The organism is Lentzea kentuckyensis (genome assembly GCF_002150765.1).
In the GTDB taxonomy this organism is placed as follows: Bacteria; Actinomycetota; Actinomycetes; order Mycobacteriales; family Pseudonocardiaceae; genus Lentzea; species Lentzea kentuckyensis.
Genome location: NZ_MUYM01000031.1, coordinates 13580 through 28863 on the forward strand (window position 1 = coordinate 13580; position 15284 = coordinate 28863).

General features: G+C 68.2%; 19 protein-coding genes. 9 read left to right on the top strand and 10 right to left on the bottom strand.

Going from position 1 to position 15284, the window contains the following annotated elements; translation table 11 throughout:
* The first annotated feature begins 145 nt into the window (after positions 1–145).
* Genes B0F77_RS16380 through B0F77_RS16390 form a run of 3 tightly spaced genes read left to right on the top strand, consistent with a single transcriptional unit; the run spans position 146 to position 2930 of the window.
* The gene (locus tag B0F77_RS16380) at positions 146–1588 is read left to right on the top strand and encodes a neutral zinc metallopeptidase (protein ID WP_086663765.1); all 1443 of its coding nucleotides are present in this window, start codon (positions 146–148) and stop codon (positions 1586–1588) included.
* Between the two features lie 31 nt (positions 1589–1619).
* A complete protein-coding gene (locus B0F77_RS16385; RefSeq protein ID WP_211293830.1) occupies positions 1620–2414 on the top strand; it encodes a helix-turn-helix domain-containing GNAT family N-acetyltransferase in 795 nt (264 codons plus the stop codon).
* Positions 2415–2438: 24 nt separating this feature from the next.
* Complete coding sequence (locus tag B0F77_RS16390) at positions 2439–2930, top strand: GNAT family N-acetyltransferase (protein ID WP_086663767.1); 492 nt, start codon at positions 2439–2441, stop codon at positions 2928–2930.
* Here the strand turns inward: B0F77_RS16390 and B0F77_RS16395 are convergent.
* The 3 genes from B0F77_RS16395 to B0F77_RS16405 are packed head-to-tail and all read right to left on the bottom strand — an operon-like array spanning position 2911 to position 4642.
* Positions 2911–3390, bottom strand: a complete 480-nt coding sequence (locus B0F77_RS16395; protein ID WP_086663768.1) for a YbaB/EbfC family nucleoid-associated protein — start codon at positions 3388–3390, stop codon at positions 2911–2913. The two genes, B0F77_RS16390 and B0F77_RS16395, sit on opposite strands and share 20 nt — an antisense overlap.
* Positions 3387–4325, bottom strand: coding sequence for a hypothetical protein (locus tag B0F77_RS16400; RefSeq protein WP_086663769.1), 939 nt, complete (start codon positions 4323–4325; stop codon positions 3387–3389). Before B0F77_RS16400 ends, B0F77_RS16395 begins: the two co-directional genes overlap by 4 nt.
* A complete protein-coding gene (locus B0F77_RS16405) occupies positions 4322–4642 on the bottom strand; it encodes a hypothetical protein (RefSeq protein ID WP_086663770.1) in 321 nt (106 codons plus the stop codon). Before B0F77_RS16405 ends, B0F77_RS16400 begins: the two co-directional genes overlap by 4 nt.
* Positions 4643–4772: 130 nt before the next feature.
* On the opposite strand from B0F77_RS16405, the gene B0F77_RS16410 reads away from it, so the two are divergent.
* Complete coding sequence (locus B0F77_RS16410) at positions 4773–5315, top strand: hypothetical protein (RefSeq protein WP_211293831.1); 543 nt, start codon at positions 4773–4775, stop codon at positions 5313–5315.
* Positions 5316–5521: 206 nt separating this feature from the next.
* A complete protein-coding gene (locus B0F77_RS16415) occupies positions 5522–5938 on the top strand; it encodes a hypothetical protein (protein WP_211293832.1) in 417 nt (138 codons plus the stop codon).
* A gap of 192 nt (positions 5939–6130) precedes the next feature.
* Here the strand turns inward: B0F77_RS16415 and B0F77_RS16420 are convergent, their stop codons facing one another.
* The 3 genes from B0F77_RS16420 to B0F77_RS16430 form a co-directional block, all read right to left on the bottom strand.
* On the bottom strand, positions 6131–7099 hold the full coding sequence (locus tag B0F77_RS16420; protein ID WP_211293833.1) for a tetratricopeptide repeat protein: 969 nt from the start codon (positions 7097–7099) through the stop codon (positions 6131–6133).
* Positions 7096–7920, bottom strand: coding sequence for an SCO6745 family protein (locus B0F77_RS16425; RefSeq protein ID WP_086663827.1), 825 nt, complete (start codon positions 7918–7920; stop codon positions 7096–7098). The genes B0F77_RS16420 and B0F77_RS16425 overlap by 4 nt, the downstream gene beginning before the upstream one ends.
* A gap of 114 nt (positions 7921–8034) precedes the next feature.
* Positions 8035–8340: an MTH1187 family thiamine-binding protein gene (locus B0F77_RS16430; RefSeq protein ID WP_086663772.1), complete on the bottom strand. Its 306-nt coding sequence runs from the start codon at positions 8338–8340 to the stop codon at positions 8035–8037.
* Positions 8341–8390: 50 nt separating this feature from the next.
* On the opposite strand from B0F77_RS16430, the gene B0F77_RS16435 reads away from it, so the two are divergent.
* From B0F77_RS16435 to B0F77_RS16450, 4 genes are read left to right on the top strand one after another with little or no spacing between them, the layout of a single operon-like run.
* Positions 8391–8888 (top strand): MarR family winged helix-turn-helix transcriptional regulator, encoded by a 498-nt coding sequence (locus B0F77_RS16435; RefSeq protein WP_086663773.1) that lies wholly within the window; start codon positions 8391–8393, stop codon positions 8886–8888.
* Positions 8889–8920: 32 nt separating this feature from the next.
* Positions 8921–9961, top strand: coding sequence for a phosphotransferase (locus B0F77_RS16440; RefSeq protein WP_086663774.1), 1041 nt, complete (start codon positions 8921–8923; stop codon positions 9959–9961).
* Positions 9958–11010: a phosphotransferase gene (locus B0F77_RS47900; RefSeq protein WP_086663775.1), complete on the top strand. Its 1053-nt coding sequence runs from the start codon at positions 9958–9960 to the stop codon at positions 11008–11010. The genes B0F77_RS16440 and B0F77_RS47900 overlap by 4 nt, the downstream gene beginning before the upstream one ends.
* The gene (locus B0F77_RS16450; protein ID WP_143466774.1) at positions 11007–12053 is read left to right on the top strand and encodes a phosphotransferase; all 1047 of its coding nucleotides are present in this window, start codon (positions 11007–11009) and stop codon (positions 12051–12053) included. The genes B0F77_RS47900 and B0F77_RS16450 overlap by 4 nt, the downstream gene beginning before the upstream one ends.
* On the opposite strand, the gene B0F77_RS16455 is transcribed toward B0F77_RS16450, so the two are convergent.
* The 4 genes from B0F77_RS16455 to B0F77_RS16470 all read right to left on the bottom strand — a co-directional run bounded on the left by B0F77_RS16455 (position 12025) and on the right by B0F77_RS16470 (position 15245).
* A complete protein-coding gene (locus B0F77_RS16455; RefSeq protein WP_086663776.1) occupies positions 12025–12360 on the bottom strand; it encodes a DUF3817 domain-containing protein in 336 nt (111 codons plus the stop codon). The two genes, B0F77_RS16450 and B0F77_RS16455, sit on opposite strands and share 29 nt — an antisense overlap.
* A 60-nt stretch (positions 12361–12420) precedes the next feature.
* Positions 12421–13464 (bottom strand): ABC transporter permease, encoded by a 1044-nt coding sequence (locus tag B0F77_RS16460; protein WP_086663777.1) that lies wholly within the window; start codon positions 13462–13464, stop codon positions 12421–12423.
* Positions 13461–14372: an ABC transporter ATP-binding protein gene (locus B0F77_RS16465; RefSeq protein WP_086663778.1), complete on the bottom strand. Its 912-nt coding sequence runs from the start codon at positions 14370–14372 to the stop codon at positions 13461–13463. Before B0F77_RS16465 ends, B0F77_RS16460 begins: the two co-directional genes overlap by 4 nt.
* Before the next feature lie 78 nt (positions 14373–14450).
* Positions 14451–15245, bottom strand: a complete 795-nt coding sequence (locus B0F77_RS16470; RefSeq protein WP_086663779.1) for a hypothetical protein — start codon at positions 15243–15245, stop codon at positions 14451–14453.
* Positions 15246–15284: the final 39 nt, after the last annotated feature.

Genomic DNA, 15284 nt, shown 5'->3' on the forward strand with positions numbered 1-15284 from the left:
GGGACTGTGCGCTCCGAAACATCGGTGATACAACGAAAACGAGTCCCCGCAGTCTTGAAATCACCCCTGAGGGTGAGAGGTTTTCACGTTTGGCCCCTGGTACTTGCCGAACGGCCCAGAACCGCGCTTAGTAGGGTTCGCCCTCATGGGGATCGGACGAATCGCCGTCGCGCTGGTCGCGACCGCAGCCCTGACCGCCTGTGCGTCCGTGGTCGAGGGTGAACCGAAGGGCGAACGTCCCGACCCCACGAAGGTCGCGGGCCTGGAGATCTCCAACGGCCCGTCCGGCCCCAGAGCGGGCGTGCCGGGCGCGGACCTGAGCGTGGAGAACGGCGACGGCGGCGAGATGGACCAGCTGGCCATCAACACCCTCGCCGACGTGCAGGAGTTCTGGAAGGCCGAGATCCCGCAGTCCTTCGCCGGGAAGAACTTCGAGCCGGTCAAGCGCTTCATCTCCTACGACTCCAACGGCAAGGGCGTCGAGGTGTGCAAGCTCAACACCACCGGTGTCGCCAACGCGTTCTACTGCGCGCTCGACGACAGCATCACCTGGGATCGCGGCGAACTGCTCCCGATGCTGAAGGACTCCTTCGGCCCGATGGCCGTCGTGACGGTCCTCGCCCACGAGATGGGCCACGCCGTCCAGTACAAGCTCGGCCCGGCCTCGAACATCGGCGCCAACACCCCGTCGATCGTCAAGGAACAGCAGGCCGACTGCTACACCGGCGTCTTCATGCGCTGGATCGCCGAGAACAAGTCGAAGCACTTCGAACTGTCCACCGGCGAGGGCCTCAACCAGGTCCTGCAGACGATGTTCTTCATCCGTGACGCGGCCGGCACGTCCTTCGAGAAGCAGGGCGCCCACGGCAGCGCGTTCGACCGCGTCTCGTCCTTCCAGTTCGGCTTCACCCGTGGCGCCGCCCGCTGCGCCGAGATCAACGAGGCCGAGATCGCCAAGCGCATCACCGAGCGTCCGTTCGACCTGTCCGACAAGGACCAGGGTCAGGGGCGCGGCAACGCCAAGATCAGTGAGGACAAATACCTCAAGGCCCTGGAGGAGTCACTGCGCGACGCCTACAAGTCGAGCGGCGCGGCCTTCCCCGCGTTCGACCAGGGCGGCATCAAGCCGTGCAACGACGCCCAGACCACGTCCCCTGCCTCCTACTGCCCCGCGCTCAACCAGGTGCAGCTGGACCTGCCGAACCTGGTCAAGATCGGCACGCCCCCGAAGAAGGGCTCCAAGGGCGGCATCGGCGACTTCGCGGCGTTCGCCGTCATCGCCTCCCGCTTCTCCCTCTCCATCCAGCACGCGACCGGCTTCAAGCTGGACGACGAGGCGGCCGGCCAGCGCACCGCCTGCCTGACGGGCGCCTGGGCGGGCCTCACCAACCGCCCGGACCCGGCGGCGGGCCTGCGGCTGTCCCCCGGCGACCTGGACGAGGCCGTGGCGGAGCTGCTGGCCGACGACAGCCTCATCGCCGCCGACGTGAACGGCAAAGCGGTCCCCTCCGGCTTCGCCCGCGTGGAGGCGTTCGGCGACGGCTTCTTCCGCGGCTCCTCGCTCTGCGTGAAGAAGTATTCGATTTGATCCTCCATCGACCAATGTCGATACTTGCTTCGTGCTAACTGACGAAGCCGCGACCTACGCCAGTTGGTTCGCGACGCTGTCCGACCCCACCCGCGTCCGGCTGCTCCACCACGTGGCCTCAGCACCGGGCGCGGTGACCGTCGGCGAGTTGACGACCCTGCTCGGCGTGAGTCAGTCCACCTGCTCGCACCACGTCCGCAAACTGGCGGAGGTCGGCTTCGTCCACGTCCAGCGCGAGGGCACCGCCACCCTCGTCACGGTCAACCCGGCCTGTTGCGCGGGCCTCCCCCAGGCCGCGGACGCGGTGATGGGCGCCCTGACCACCGGCTCGGTCCGCCCGGTCCCCGGCGTGACGATGCGCCCGATGACCGCCGCCGACTGGCCGGACGTCCGCCGCATCTACGGTGAAGGCATCGCCTCTGGCAACGCCACGTTCGCAACCGAGGTCCCCTCCCGCCGCAGCCTCGAATCCAAGTGGCTCCCGGACCACCGCTGGATCGCCGAGGTGGACGGCCAGACAGCGGGCTGGGCCGCCGCCACCCCGGTCTCGGCTCGCGAGTGCTACGCCGGAGTGGTCGAGACGTCGATCTACGTCAGCGAGTCGCACCAGGGCCGAGGTGTCGGGAAAACCCTGCTGCACCACCAGGTTTCGGCCGCCGACGCGGACGACCTGTGGACCCTGCAGGCGGTGATCTTCCCGGAGAACCGGGCCAGCATCGCGCTGCACCACAAGGCGGGGTTCCGAACGGTGGGCGTGCGTGAGCGAATCGCCCAGCACCACGGCGAATGGCGCGACACCGTCCTTTTGGAACGCCGCCGCCCCTAGCCCTCCCCTGAGGAGAATTCGGCAATGCCCGAGCTGACCCGGCTGCACGCCGGCCACGCCTCCGCGGTGCTGGCCTTCGAACTGGCGAACCGCGACTACTTCGCCGCCTCGATCCCCGACCGCGGCGACGACTTCTTCGACCGGTTCACCGACGGGTACCACGCCTTGCTGGCCGAGCAGGAGGTCGGCGACTGCGCCTTCTACGTGCTCGTCGCCGAGGACGGTTCGGTGCTCGGCAGGTTCAACCTGTACGACCTGGAGGACGGCACCGCCAGACTCGGCTACCGGGTCGCGGAGGAGGTCGCCGGCCAGGGCGTGGCGACGGCGACCGTCCAGGAGCTGTGCCGGATCGCGACCGCGAAGCACGGCCTGCGCACGTTGCTGGCGGCCACCTCCCACGACAACGCCGCGTCCCGGAAGGTGTTGACCAAGGCCGGGTTCGTCCCGGCCGGCCCTGCCTCACCGGCCGATCTCGGCGGCAAGTCAGGCACCTGGTTCACCAGGGTTCTTCCTTGAGCCAGCTCTCCGGTGGTCCCTCTTCGGCGTGATCACCGGTCCGTTTCGACGGCGAGTTGCCGCGCACGGGCAATGCCAGCGTCACCGCTGCGGTCTCGGGTGCGGGCAGCAGGAACGGCGGCAGCGCCCGGATCACTCCCTCGTTCTGCAGCCGCACGTACACCTCACGCACCTGGTTCCGCGCGTCGGCCGTCGCCTGACGCACGACAGCGGTGATCGCGTGCGCCAGGTCGTCGTGCTTGGCCTGCTTGGTGAGGGGTGACAGTTCGAGCCGCAGGAGCAGGCCGGAGTGGTCGACGGTGGCGCTCACGTCACCGTGTTCGGACTGCGCGGTGCCACGAACGGCGGCGACCTGCTTCTCGGCCCACTCGCGCGCGTTCTGCCGGCGGTCGGCCGTCGCCACGCCCTCCTCGGACTGGGCGCGCAGCCGTGCCGCGCGCGCCTCCGCGTCCTCCGTCACAGGCCCGGCCGGGCGGGACCGCTGTCCGCTTGTTTCGGCTCCTTCACCAGGTCGTCGTGGCTGATCCGGCCCGACGGCTTGCGGCCGTCCTGGTGGAAGTCGTCAGGATTGAACTCGTCGTCGGTGACCAGGCGCGGCCGCGGCGGGTTGACCTCGGGCATGCCGGCGCCGGCCATGCTCTCGCCCACCGCGCGAAAGCCCATGCGAACCTTCTCCAGCTGCCGCCGGCCGGTCTCGAGGATGGGCTCGCCCTTGACCGCAAGCGTGCCGATGACCTCCTCGGTGCTGCTCGCGTCGAGCACGGTCGAGTTCACGCCGGCCGCACCGGTCTGCAACGCGTCACCCACCGCCAACGTGGCGATGAACGCCGCACCGGTACCGGCGGTAGCGGCCGCGACCCCGATCGACACCGCGGCGGACGCGAGCGTGATCATGATCTTGGCGTCCCTGATCTCACCGGCCTGGACACCCTTCTGGCCGGCCTCGACGAAGGACAGCACGTCGTCGCGGAAGCTCGTGATCGCCTTCTCGTAGGCCTGCATCGCGTACTTCGCGGCACGGACGACGTCCCGCTTACGAGCGAGCGCGCCCTCGATGCTCGGCTGGCCGCGCAGGTACGAGCGGAAGCCGTCGGCGGCGTCGCCCTCCCAGTTCTCCAGGTAGAGGTCGATGTCGTTGAGCACGCCCTCGCAGAAGTCCTGGTCGATGTCGTCCGCCGCCTTGGACAGCAACGAGATCTCCTCGCGCACACCCGCGAGCGCCACGTCGACGTCGATGAACCGCCCGAACTTGGCGAAGAGGAGCTGAACGTCCTCCTTCGCCGTCGGGTAGCTGGCGTTCTTCTCCAGGTGGTCCGGAAAGAACCAGTCCTCCTGCTCGTCGAACTTCCGGCAGAAGTAGTCGGCGTGCTTCTGCATGTCGTTGGCCCAGCTCACGACAGGATCCCCCCGAACGCCCGCTGGTTCTCCGTGTCCGCGGCGATGTACCGCTCGGCGACCTCGATGAGGGCCTTCTGCGCCAGGTCGAGGTTCTCCTCGTTCCTGGAGAACACACTCAGAAGCATCGACCGCGCGCCGTACCACTCGTTGTGCGCCTCGTAGACCTCGACGTCCCCGGCAAACGCCTGCCCGTCGAGCTGCTCGGTCTGCGCGATCTTGCCGCGGGAGGAGTGCGTGTGGTCGATGAGCTTGCCGATGTCGTGCGTCGCCGTGTGCTTCAAACCCTCTGGTTCGGCGTGGAATCCGGTGCCCATCGTTCCCCCTGTCCGTCTCAACTGGATCTGCCGGCGCCAGGCTATGTCACCCGTTCAGGCGAAGATCGTCGGGTGCCGAAGTAACGCTCGGTGTCACCAATCTGTCAGCGCCCACTGACAACCTGGTGACATGGGGAAACAGCGAACGTTCGCCGTGCTGATCTCCGCACTGGTTCTGCTGGTGGCGGCGCCCTTGACGGCGTCCGCCAACAGCTTCAGCCCGCACGCGGACAACAAGGCACACAGCTTCTTCTTCGACGACGACCTGAGCGCGGCGCAGAAGTCCGGCGTCGACTGGGCGCGCAAGAACTCGCTAGCGCCAACGGACATGACCACCAGCGTGAACACCACGTACAACACCAAGGTCGACGTGTGGGTGTACTCCACCTGGAACCCACCGGCAGACCTCAGAAACGCCTACGCCTGGGCAAGCTGCATCAAGCGCGTCAACGCGGCCAAGTGCGACCAGCACGAGCTGGTAATCAACAACAAGCTCCCGCACAGCAACTACAAGTCCCTCGGCTGCCACGAAATCGGCCACACCGTGGGCCTGGGCCACGCATCGGGCAAGAACAGCTCGTACACCACGCCAAACCGCTCGTGCATGCGCGGCAACCCGGACCACAACTACTACTCCACGCACGACAAGAACCACATCAACGGCGCCTACTGATGAGGATCCAAATGCGCACCATGTTGTTGGTGGGCGCCGCCGCACTGGCGCTCACCGCGTGCTCGTCCACTCCCGCCCCCACCCCCACAGCAACTCCAGGTTTCTGGGACGCACACACCGTCCAGGGCTCAATGCCAGACGAGCCGGAAACCGTCGAACAACTAGCCGCCCAATCACAGCTAGTCGTACTCGGCACCATCAACGGCGTGACAGAAGGCAAGGAGTACACCGACCCCGGTAAGCCGGCCCACCGCACGTCCAACGTGGCGATCCAGGTGGACAAGTCGAGCAAGCCCGGCGTCTCCAAGGCCGTGGTGGAGTTCTCCCGCCAGCCCGAGACCACCATCGCGGACGCGACCTCGGCCCTGCCAAAGGGCAAGTACGTCTTCTACCTGCAGCACTGGTACGACGGCCCAGAAGGCCCCGTCTACGGCTGCACGTCCGTAGCGATGTGCGTAGTGGGCGTAGACAACGGCGCCATCTCGACCCCGCGCGATCCCGACCTGTCCGAGGACATGCGCTCCGAGGGCCGAGTGCCCATGAAGAACCAGGCACCGTCGCCAAACGGCCCGACGGTGGACCAAATCTTCACCGACAGCGCAGCAGCAGTCCCCGCTTCGTAACGACGCGAAGGCGAAGCCGAGCCGTCCGCAACGGCGAAGCCGAGCGCACCCCAGAACTGAGCAAGCGAGCCCGGCGGTGGGGTCCCCGTCACGAGTCGCGCTGAAGCTATTGCCGCTCCCAGTGCGGCTCGTGACGCGCCGCTCGCAAGGTGACCACCCGCACGGCCGCGACTCGGAACGAGCCCCGCACCCTCAGTACAACGCAGAAGCCAGATTCCGCCGAGCCGCGGCCACCCGAGGATCATCAGCCGGGAACAACTCGAACAACCCGACCAAATGCGACCGAACCCGATCCCGGTCCTCCCCGTAAACCCGCCGAACAGTGTCGACCAACCGCCGAAAAGCCTCCTCAACCTGCTGCAACGCCACCTGAGCGTCAGCAGCGGCAAGCTGAGCCTCGACATCCTCCAAAGCGGCATCGGCCTTGGCGATCACCGCGGGGTCCACACCCTCAGCCCGCTCAGCGAACCGAGCCTGCGCCAACCCTTCCTTGGCCAACTCGTTCCCAGGCTCAGAGGCCAGAATCTCCGAGTAATACCCCTGAGCAGCAACGTAATCGCCCCGCTCAAAGGCCTCCTCAGCAGCAACGATCCGAGGATCCTCGATCAACTCCTCGGCAGGGGCACCAGGAACCTCCCCTGCCCGAGCCTCCCCGGCCCGAATCCCCGGCAGCCGCTCCCGCAACGCGTCCAGCAACCGCGCGATCCACGCCGACAACTCGGCATCGGCCAGCGGTCCGGCAAAAGCATCAATGGGCTGACCAGCGGCGACAGCCACCACGGTGGGCACGGACTGAACCCCGAACGCCTGTCCGATCCGAGGCGCGGCCTCCAGATCGACCCGCGCGAGAATCCAGGACCCGCCGGAAGCCGAGGCGAAACGGGTCAGCGAGGCAGCCAGCTGCTGCGACTCGGGGCTGTACGAGGCGCCCAGCAGGACCACCACGGGCACCTGCAGCGACTGCTCGACGACAGCCTGGAACGACGCCTCCGTGACGTCCACGATCCAAGGCGCGGTGCCGTTGTCGGCACCAGGTGAAGCAGGAGGCGCAACGGCGGCCTGACGGGCGGCGTCGGCACGCGCCTTCAGGGCACCGAGATCGACGGCGCCCGAGAGCGCGGCGGACAGTGCGGCGGTCTTGCGAGGATCAGGCCTTGTCACGTGTTCCATCCTGGCACGGCTAGTTCCCGGACCGGGTCCAGGGCCATCTGGTTGACGCGCATCGCCTCATTGGCCGAAGCGATGCGTAGAGCGAGCGGTGTCATCAGGTCGATGAACCGCGATGTCGGACCTTCACCCAACACCTCCCACGGCAAAGCAGCGGCCGAATCGGTCGCACGCTCCACCGCGGCGAGATCACCGGGCAGGTCCGCAACGGCGTCCCACTCCTCGACGGTCCAACCACGCGCGGCACGCATGTATGCCGGATCGAGGGAATGCTCACGCGCGTAGAGCGCAAGCGCTTGGCACGGTCCCACACCATGGGCCACCAACGCAGCCACATGGCCATCACCGCGGGCCTCACGCAAAATCGTGCACGCATGCCACAACGCCAAATGCGGCTCAACGGGCCATGGCAACGCACGGTTCGCGGCCGCCAACGGACGCCCCGCGACACAAACGGCCAGAGCGGCCTCACGGGCCAAAGAAGCAGCCTCGCGGATTTCAGGCGTGTCGATGTCGCCCAACATCCGCCGCAGCGCCCCGTCAACGCCCGATAGACGCACACGCAAATAGGACTCAGGAGAGGCGACCGCCCACGCGTCTGGCAGAGCGCGCGCGACCATGCGTGGGGCGAAGTTGTAGAAAACGGCCGTCACGAGTTCCGGCGACGCGGCGCCCAAAGGTGCCGCGCGCATGCCGAAGTACCCCATCCACCCGCCCTTGCAGCCCAGCGCGTCGGTCGCCGCGCGGGATTCGGGCGTGAAGTACGTGACGTCGTGGTAAGGCTCGAACCTCAACCACAGTTGCCTCGCGTCCACGCCCGACACGCTAACCCAGCGAACGCCGGTGCACGGATCCACTCACCGAGCCGGCGTAGAGCGTTCGGCCATCCGAGGAGACGAACAACGCCGCGAGCCGCTGTAGCGCGGAAATCATGGCGTGTCGGAAAGGTGCTCCTCCACCCGTTGCACCTTGGCCGTGAGCTGCCCGGTGTAGCCGGGCCGGATGTCCGCCTTGAGCACGAGGGACACTCGCGGGGCGCTGGCCTGCACGACCTCCGTCGCGCGCTTGACCACGGCCATCACCTCGTCCCACTCGCCCTCGATCAAGGTGAACATCGCGTTCGTCTCATTGGGCAGCCCGGACTCCCGCACGACCCGGATCGCCTCGGCGACGGCCTTCGCCACGCTTCCCGACGAGTCCGAACCGGACGGAGCGACGCTGAACGCGACAAGCACACGAGCCTCCTGATGATCCTCGGGTGTACTGACTGGTAGCTTCGGTCCCCATGACACCGCTGCCGTTCGATCCGATCGCCCGCGCGGCCGACCTGTGGGACGAGCGCGTCGGTTCGGCGACGTCGATGGCGGCCGTCACGAGCGTCATGCGTGTCCAGCAAATCATCCAGTCCGCCGTGGACGCAGCCCTCAAACCGCACGGACTCACGTTCGCGCGCTACGAGGCGTTGGTGCTGCTCTTCTTCTCCCGCAAGGGCGCGCTGCCGATGCGCGTCATGGGAGAGCGCTTGCAGCTGCACCCCACGAGCGTCACGAACATCGTCGACAGGCTGGAGAGCGACGGCCTGGTCCGCCGCACCCCGCACCCGACCGACCGCCGCACCACGCTGGTGGAGATCACCGACGCGGGCCTGCAGCGCCGCGAGGACGCGACCGCGGCCGTCGTCGAGGTCAACCTGGGCCTCAAGGGCCTCACCGACCGGCAGACCGAGCAGCTCACCGATCTGCTCGCCAAGGTCCGCCGAGCCAGCGGCGATTTCGAGGACTGAAATCCGGTTGAGGCCGTCGCGATGATGTTCCCGTGAAGGAACGGTCGATCATCGCGTTGGTCAGCGCACCCAGCGGGTTCGCGGGCCGCACCGACGCCATCCCGGTCTCCTCACCGTTCTGGAACCAGGTCGACGAGGTCAACGAGAAGCTCGAACAGCTTCTCGGCGTGCCCACGAGCGTCCTGCGGCTGGTCTCCGTCGAGAACGGCAGGTCTCCCGCCGGCGGCCTGGTCACCTACCACGTCGAAGCGCACGGCGAACCCGACCGCACGAGCCTGCACGACGCCGACGAACCCGAACCCGACGCCGAACACCGCCAGGAGTGGGCGCGCAGAGGTGGCCCGGCCGACCTGATCGCCTGGGCCGACACCCAGGTCGTACGCACCGACCCGCCCGTCCAGATGCGCACCTGGAACCTCTCGAGCGTGCACCGGCTGCCCACCGAACAAGGACCGGTGTGGCTCAAGGCCGTACCGCCGTTCTTCGCCGACGAGGGCACGCTGATCAAGATCGTCGCCGCGCACGACCCGGCGCTCGTCCCCGGCCTGATCGCGTCCGCGCCGCACCGCGTACTGCTGCGCGACGAACCGGGTGGGTCCGGCTGGCCGCTCGAACCGGAGTACGTCGAGGACATCGTGCCGCGCTGGGTCGCCGTGCAGCACGCCCTGGCCGGCGAGCCCCTGGTGCGCCCGACTCCGGTGCCGATGCCGGACTTCGGCCTGCCCGACACACTGCTGCACGGCGACTTCCACCCCGGCAACTGGCGAGCCAACGGCAAGATCATCGACTGGTCCGACGCCTCCTGGGGTCACCCGGCGCTCGACCTCTGCCGGCTGCTCGAAGTCGCGCGGCCCGAGCACCACGAGCTGATCAGTCGCGTGTGGACCGAGGCCTGGCTGCGCCACCGACCGGAAAGCCGTCCGCGCGAGGCACTGGAGGTCGCCAAGCGCGCCCACCTGCTGCACAGCGCGGTGAAGATCCAGGAGTTCCTGGACAACATCGAGGAAGCGGAGCGGATCTACCACCTCGGCGGCGTGGAGATCGAGCTCAGGACCATCAGGGAGCTCCAATGATCTTCGACCGCCCGGACCGCTCGATCATCGCCCTGGTCAGCACCCCCAGCGGATTCACCGGCCGCACCGGCCCGATCCCGGTCGAGACACCGAACTGGAACCACGTCGAGCCGGTCAACAGGGTTCTCCGCGACCTGCTGGGCGTCGAAACGAGCGTGCTGCGACTGGTGTCGACGGACGGCGGCGTGGTTCCGTTCGGCGGCACTGTCACCTACCACGTCGAGGCGCACGGCGAACCGGACCGCACGCACCTCGAGCCCGCCGAGGAACCCGAGCCCGACGCCGAACACCGCCACCCCTGGGCACGCAAAGGCGGACCGGCCGAGCTGGTCGAGTGGGCCGACACGGTGATCACCCGCACCGGGCCGGCCGAGCAGATCAGGACCTGGAACCTGTCGAGCGTGCACCGGCTGCCCACCGCGAACGGACCGGTGTGGCTCAAGGCCGTCCCGTCGTTCTTCGCCGACGAGGGCGAGGTGATCAAAATGGTCGCCGCACACGACCCGACCCTGGTGCCAGAGGTGCTCGCCAGCGCACCGAACCGGGTGCTGCTCAGCCAGGCCGACGGCGGCAACTGCTGGCACCTGACCGAGGAAATGGTCGAGCGGGTCGTGCCGCGCTGGGTCGCGGTGCAGCACGCGCTCGCTGGTGAGCCGCAGCTCCCGCCGACCACGGTGCCGATGCCGTCGTTCGGGCTGCCGGACACGCTGACGCACGGTGACTTCCACCCCGGCAACTGGCGCAGCAGCGGTGTGGTGATCGACTGGTCCGACGCCTGCTGGGGGCACCCGTCCCTGGACGCGTGCCGGCTCATGGAGAACTTCCCCGACCTGCGCGACATGATCAGCCGGGTGTGGAGCGAAGCCTGGCTCACCCACCGTCCGGACAGCGAGCCGCTCAAAGCGCTCGAACTCGCCCGCCGCGCGTCGCACCTGCACAACGCCGTGAAGTACCAGGAGTTCCTCGACAACATCGAGCAGTCCGAACGGATCTACCACGAGGGCGATCCGCAGACGGAGCTCCGCGCGGTCCGGGAACTCGTCCGGTGACCCGACGAACAGTCATCGCCCTGGTCAGCACACCCAGCGGGTTCGCGGGCCGGACGGAGCTGTTCCCGATCGAGTCAGCGGACTGGTACCACGTCGAACCCGTCAACGAGGCTCTGGAACGCCTGCTCGGCGTGCCCACGACCGTGCTGCGGCTGGTCTCGGTCCGCGGCGCGTCGATGCCGAAGATGGGCGGCCTGGTCACCTACCACGTCGAAGCGCTCGGCGAGCCCGACCGCACGAGGCTCCACCCGGCACGCGAACCCGAGGCGGACGCGGAGTTCCGGCTCCCGTACGCGCGGATGGGCGGACCGGCGGAACTGATCGCGTGGGCGGACACGAAGATCGACCGCACCGGGCCGGCCGTCCAGGTCCGCACCTGGAACCTCTCGACGGTCCATCGCCTGCCGACCGCGGACGGGCCGGTGTGGCTGAAGGCGAGCCCGCCGTTCTTCGCCGACGAGGCCCAGGTGATCGAGATGATCGCCGAGCACGATCCGACGCTGGTTCCGGACGTCATCGCGTCCGCGCCGCAACGGGTGCTGCTGGGCGACGCTCCGAGCGACAAGTGCTGGCCGGTCGAGCCCGAGCACGTCGACCTGGTCCTGCCGCGCTGGGTCGCCGTGCAACACGCGCTCGCGGGCCCGCCGCGGATCCGTCCGACCGCGGTCCCGATGCCGTCGTTCGGGCTGCCGGACACGCTCACGCACGGCGACTTCCACCCCGGCAACTGGCGCACCGGCGGCAGGATCATCGACTGGGGCGATGCCGTGTGGGGCCACCCGGCGCTCGACGCGTGCCGGCTGATCGACTACTGCGCGCCCGATCTCCGCGACCACATCGCGAAGGTGTGGAGCGAGGCGTGGCTCGCGCTGCGGCCGGACAGCGAGCCGCTCAAGGCGCTCGACGTCGGCCGCCGCGCTGACCACCTGCACAAGGCCGTGAAGTACCAGCTGTTCCTGGACAACATCGAGCAGTCCGAGCGGATCTACCACGAGGGCGATCCGCAGGGCGAGCTCAGAGCTGTTCGGCGCCTGGTGCGGTAGAGGTCTCGTTGAGACGGCCGGTCTTCGTGGCCCAGCGCTCGAAGATCACCGTGCCGAACGGCGGGATGCTCGACACCAGGCCGAGCACCAGCGTGCGGACGTCCCACTTCAGCGGATCCTTGGCCATCAGCGTCACGAGCACGAAGCCCACGAAGATCAGGCCGTGGATCGGGCCGAAGATCTTGACGCCGATCTCGTTCTGCACGACCACGTACTTGAAGAACATCCCGAGCAGCAGCCCCGCCCAGGAGATCGCCTCGGCCAGGGCGAAGATGCGGAACCGTCCAGCCGCTGTGGAGAACGTCATGGCTCCCCATCATGAACCGTGACGGGGAGCACACGACCACCGGGTCTGTCAGGGTATGTCCTATTCCTCCCATTTGAAGACGCGGGAGGCGATGAACCCGACCACGAGCGAGAAGCCGACCAGGATCGCCGCCGGCATCGCCAGAGCCTCGATCCCCTTGCCTCTCACCAGCACGTCGAGCATCCCGTCGTTCATGTGCCGCAACGGGAAGATCTTCGACACGGTCTGCAGCCACGCGGGTGCCTGGTCGACGGGGAAGAACGTGCCGGACAGGAACGCCATGGGCAGCACCACGATGTTCGCCGCCGCGGAGGCCGCCTCCTCGGTCTTGGCGAACGCGCCGACCAACATGCCGAGCGCGAAGAACGCGATGGTTCCCAGCAGCAGCAACGGAATCGCGAGCCACCACGAGCCGGACAGCCGCAACCCGAAGACCGGCAGCGACGCGACGCCGATGAAGATCGCACCCTGCAGCAGCGCGACACCGGTGCTGACCAGGATCCGCGACGACAGCACGGAAGCGGCGGACACCGGCGCCAGCCGGATCCGTCGCAGCACCTGCTTGCGCCGCCACGACACCAGGGTCAACGCCGATCCGAACACCGCCGACACCGCCACACCCCACGACAGGATGCCGGGCGTCAGGAACTGGATGGGCTTGAGAGAGGCGTCCTCGACCTTCTCCGCCGCGAACGTGAACTTCGGCGGCTGACCGGTCGCGGCGAGGTTCGCCTTGTCCACGAACCCGTTGACGATTCCGAGAACGGTCGCCGACTTGACCTGGTCGCTCTGCGCGAACCGCAGGTCGAGCCGCTGGCCGCGAATGATCAGCGCGGCGGGCAGGTCACCGTCCTTCACCTTCTGCACAGCGGCGTCGACGTCGTTGTAGGACTCCAGTTCCAACGCACCGCTGTCGCGCAGCGCCGAGACGATCGGACCGTCGCCGACCACCGCGATTTTGGTCTTGTCCGCGCCGACGTCGCGCAGGATCAGGCCGAAGATGACGAGGAACATCAGCGGGAACAGGAAGGTGAAGAACAGCGTCACCTTGTCCCTGACGAACCCCTTGAGCATCGCCACCGAGAGCGTCTTGAACGCGATCATGCGCGGTACTCCCGACCGGTCAGGTTGAGGAACACGTCTTCCAGGGTGGCCGTGCGGACCTGCAGGCCGTCCAGCGCGCCGCGGTCGGCCAGCGCGGACAGCACGGGAGCCGGGCGGCGCGTGGAGATGGTCAGCGACACCTCGTCCTCGTGCGCGTCCTCCACACCGTCGAGCGAGGAGGCGTCCACGACGGACAGCACGCCCTTCTGCAACGTCACGTGGGTCGGCGCGTCGAGGCCGCGCACCAGCACCGCGGGCGGGTCGAGCGCGAGGATCCTGCCGTTGTCCATGATGGCCACGCGGTCGCAGAGGATCTCGGCCTCGTCGAGGTAGTGCGTGGTGTAGACGATGGTCTTGCCGCGCTCCTGGATCGCGCGCAGCACGTCCCAGAGGTTGCGGCGGGCCTGCGGGTCGAGCGCCGCGGTCGGTTCGTCGAGGAACACGATGTCCGGGTCGTGCACCAGCGCGCACGCGATCGAGAGCCGTTGCCGCTGGCCGCCGGAGAGCTTGTTCTCCTGCTCGTTCGCCTTGTCCGCGAGGCCGACCAGCTCCAGCATGTCGGCCGCGGTGCCACGGCTCACGCCGTAGAGCGAGCCGAACGTCTGCAGCTGTTCCTTGGCGGTCAGCTTGTCGAAGAACGACGTCGCCTGCAGCTGCACGCCGATGCGCGGCAGCAGGTTCACGTTGCGCGGCCAGGGACGCTCGCCGAACAGCGTCACCTCGCCGCTGTCGGGCTCGCGCAGGCCCTCGATGATCTCCAGCGTCGTGGTCTTGCCGGCGCCGTTGGGCCCCAGGATGCCGAAGAACTCGCCTTCGGCCACGGTGAACGAGACGCCGTCCACCGCTTTCAGCTCGCCGTAGCTCTTGCGGACGTCCCGCACCACGACCGCCGACCGTTCCTCCGTCATGGCGCGGACGTTAGGTCACCGCGGGTTCGTTCGCGGGGCGGAACGACGAAAGTCGGCGCGAAGTCGAGACGTTCGAAGTCAGCTGCCCACAACGAGGAGCGGACTCGCCGTGTACACGTCGTTGAGCCTGTGCAGCGCCGCGGCGAACTGGTCGAAGCGGGCCCGTGGCACGGCGGCGCGCACCTCGCTGATCCTCTGCCAGAGGAAGCGGTGCTCGGAGTTCTCCATGATCGGCAACGGGTGGTCGTCGCCGACGTCGCAGGCGAACGCGAGCGCGACCGTCGCGGCCCGCAGGCACGCGGTCGCGAGCGTCACGCAGTCCTCGACCAGCGGGCTGTCGTCCTGGGCCCGCACGACGCCGCTGACGGCGAACCGGACGACCTGCATCAGCGCGAGGTAGAGGCGCTGGCCGGCCTGAGTGCGTTCGCAGGGCAGGTGTTCGGTGCCGGGGCCGGGGGTCACGACGGTCATGCCGACCTGGGGGCGGCGCAGCACGTGGTCGAAGAGCGCGGTCGGCGCCCAGAGCAGGGTGCGCCACGAGTCCTCGCTGATCGAGGTGCCCATCCTGGCCGCGTTCTCCAGCACGTCGAGGTAGGCGATCAGGACGCTGGACACGAACACGCCACCGCGGTCACCGCCCACGCGCACGATGCCGAACCGCTCGTCGTGGCCGGTGTCCTGGATCACGTGACCGGGCTTCCACTCGATCACGTCACTGCTCGCGAGCACCACACGGGCGACCCGCTGGTGCACCAGCGGCGCCGAGAGCACCGTGTCGTCCAACCCCATCTGGACGAGCATGGACGCAGCGTGCTGCAACGACTCACGTCGCTGCGGCACGAGGTCGGGGTGCAGCAGACGGAACGGTTTCACGTCGCCCCCTCCCCTTCCGTTGGTTGTCCCACAATGAAC